Below are 2,120 nucleotides of genomic sequence, written 5' to 3' on the forward strand. Positions count from 1 at the left end.
GACGGCTGGCGCTGCGGCGGGCGCGGCGCCAGCCTGGGCGACATGGCGCAGCAGGTCGCGCAGCGTCGCGAAGCCGGCGATCTCCTCCTCCGACAGCCGCACGCCGAGCCGGCTTTCCAGCTCCAGCGCCACGCCGACCCAGGCCAGGCTGTCCATGCCGAGGTCGAGGCCGGGATGCGCGTCCAGCGACGGCTCGGGCGCCGACGGATCGCGGGCGCGCAGGATCGCCCAGGCCTCCTTCGCGCCGGGTGCCGCGAGCAGGGCGAGGTCCTCCGGCGAATGTGCGGCGGCTTCGCGCGGCGCGGCGCCGCTGCGCAACTCCTCGTAGAGCGTGGGCAGCCGGAAGCGCTGGATCTTGCCGAGGCGCGTGCGCGGCAGCGGCTCGCGCGCCACGACGAAGCCCGCGAGGCGCTGGAAGGACGGCACCTCATTCGCGGCCTCGGCCAGCGCGACGCGCAGCGCGTCTTCCACCGTCCTGGCATTCGGCGCGCGGATCGCGGTGGTGTCGGGCAGCACCACGGCGACCAGCGCGCCGGCGCGCTCGAGCACCGCGATCTCCTTCACCGGCCCGCGGGTGTAGTGGCGCTCCAGCGGCTCGGGGAAGACGTTCTTGCCGCCGCCGAGGACGATCATCTCCTTCAGCCGGCCGGTGACGAAGACGAAGCCGTCGGCGTCGAGATGGCCAAGGTCGCCGCTGCGGAACCAGCCATCCGGCGTGAAGGCGGCGGCATTGGCGTCGGGGTTGTCGCGGTAGCCGGCGAAGACGTTGCGGCCGCGCAGCTGGATCTCGCCCTCCGCGCCGGGCGGCAGGGGCCTCGTGGTGTCGGGGGCGACGATGCGGATCGCGCTGCCCGCGGCGACGGGTTGGCCTTCGCTGCCGATGCGCTGGCGGGTCGGCACGTTGCCGGTGAAGAGGGATGCTGTCTCCGCCAGGCCGTAGCCGTTGAGCAGGCGCCAGCCCAGCGCCTCCAGCTTCCAACTCGCCTCCTCCTCAAGCCGCGCACCGCCCGACACCATGAGCTTCAGCTCGGGCGCGAGCTGCGCGTGCAGGCTGGCGAAGAGGCGGCGGCCTAGGAACACATCGCGCCGCCGCGCCGCGCGCGACAGCCGCAGCATCGCCGCGAAGGCCGTGCGCGCGGCCGCACCACGCGCGGCGACGCGGCCTTCGAGACCGGCGACGAGCGCGGTGTAGAGCCGCGGCACGCCGACCATCACCGTCGCGCGCGTGCCCTTCAGCGCGGCGACGAGGCCGGGGCCGGTCACCGTCTCGGGGAAGGCGACCGCACTGCCCGCCGCGATCGGCGACATGAGCCCGACGAGGAAGGGATAGACATGGTGCAGCGGCAGCGGGACCAGCATGCGGTCCGCCTCGCCGATCAGCCCCTGGGCGAGGATGCCGTGCAGGTTGGCGTTGAGGTTCGCATGCGTCAGCGCGAAGCCCTTCGGCGCGCCCGTGGTGCCGGAGGTGTAGACCAGCATCGCCGGCGCATCGGGTGCCGGCTCCGGCGGCGGCGCGCCGGCGCTCTCTGCCATCAGCGCGCGCCAGCCTTCGGCGCCGGCGTCGTCCTCGAGCAGCACGAGGGTGAACCCCGTGGCGAGGCCCTGCGTGCGCAGCGCCTCGGCATGGGCGCGGCTCGCCAGCACGCGCGTGCAGCCGGCGTTGCGCAGTATGGCGACCGCCTCCGCTTCCGGCGCGAGGTCGTCCACGGCGACGGCCAGCGCGCCTGCCGCGCCCAGGCCGAGCCGCGCCGCGACCCAGCGCGGCGAGTTCGGCGCGTAGAGGCCGATCGGCTCTTCAGCGGAGAGCCCGGCGTTGCGCAGCCCGGCGGCGAAGCGGAACCCGTCCTCGGCCAGCGCGCCGCCCGCCCAGGGACGGGCGCTGTCGCCCTCCATGGTGAAGAGCGCCGGCAGGTCGCCGCGCGCGGCCAGGGCGCCGAGCAGCGAGGCCGGCGTCCACAGCGTCTCGCCCGTGTCGGGCCGCCGCTGCATGTTCATGGGCGTCTCCCGCATCGCCTTCGAACCCGATGCATATCGGGACGAACGGGGCGGACGTCCATGCCTGCGCGGTCAGCGCCGCGGCTTGCGGGCCCGGTGCGGCGGGGCGTCGCCGCGCCGGGGTG

1 protein-coding gene is annotated in these 2,120 nt (G+C 75.2%); it reads right to left on the reverse strand.

Annotated elements, in window-relative coordinates:
- On the reverse strand, positions 1-1,995 hold a 1,995-nt coding region (locus tag L2I40_RS22305), incomplete at its 3' end, for a non-ribosomal peptide synthetase (protein WP_237217509.1).
- Positions 1,996-2,120 lie beyond the last annotated feature (125 nt).

It is taken from the genome of Falsiroseomonas oryziterrae (genome assembly GCF_021864505.1).
Taxonomy (GTDB): domain Bacteria; phylum Pseudomonadota; class Alphaproteobacteria; order Acetobacterales; family Acetobacteraceae; genus Falsiroseomonas; species Falsiroseomonas oryziterrae.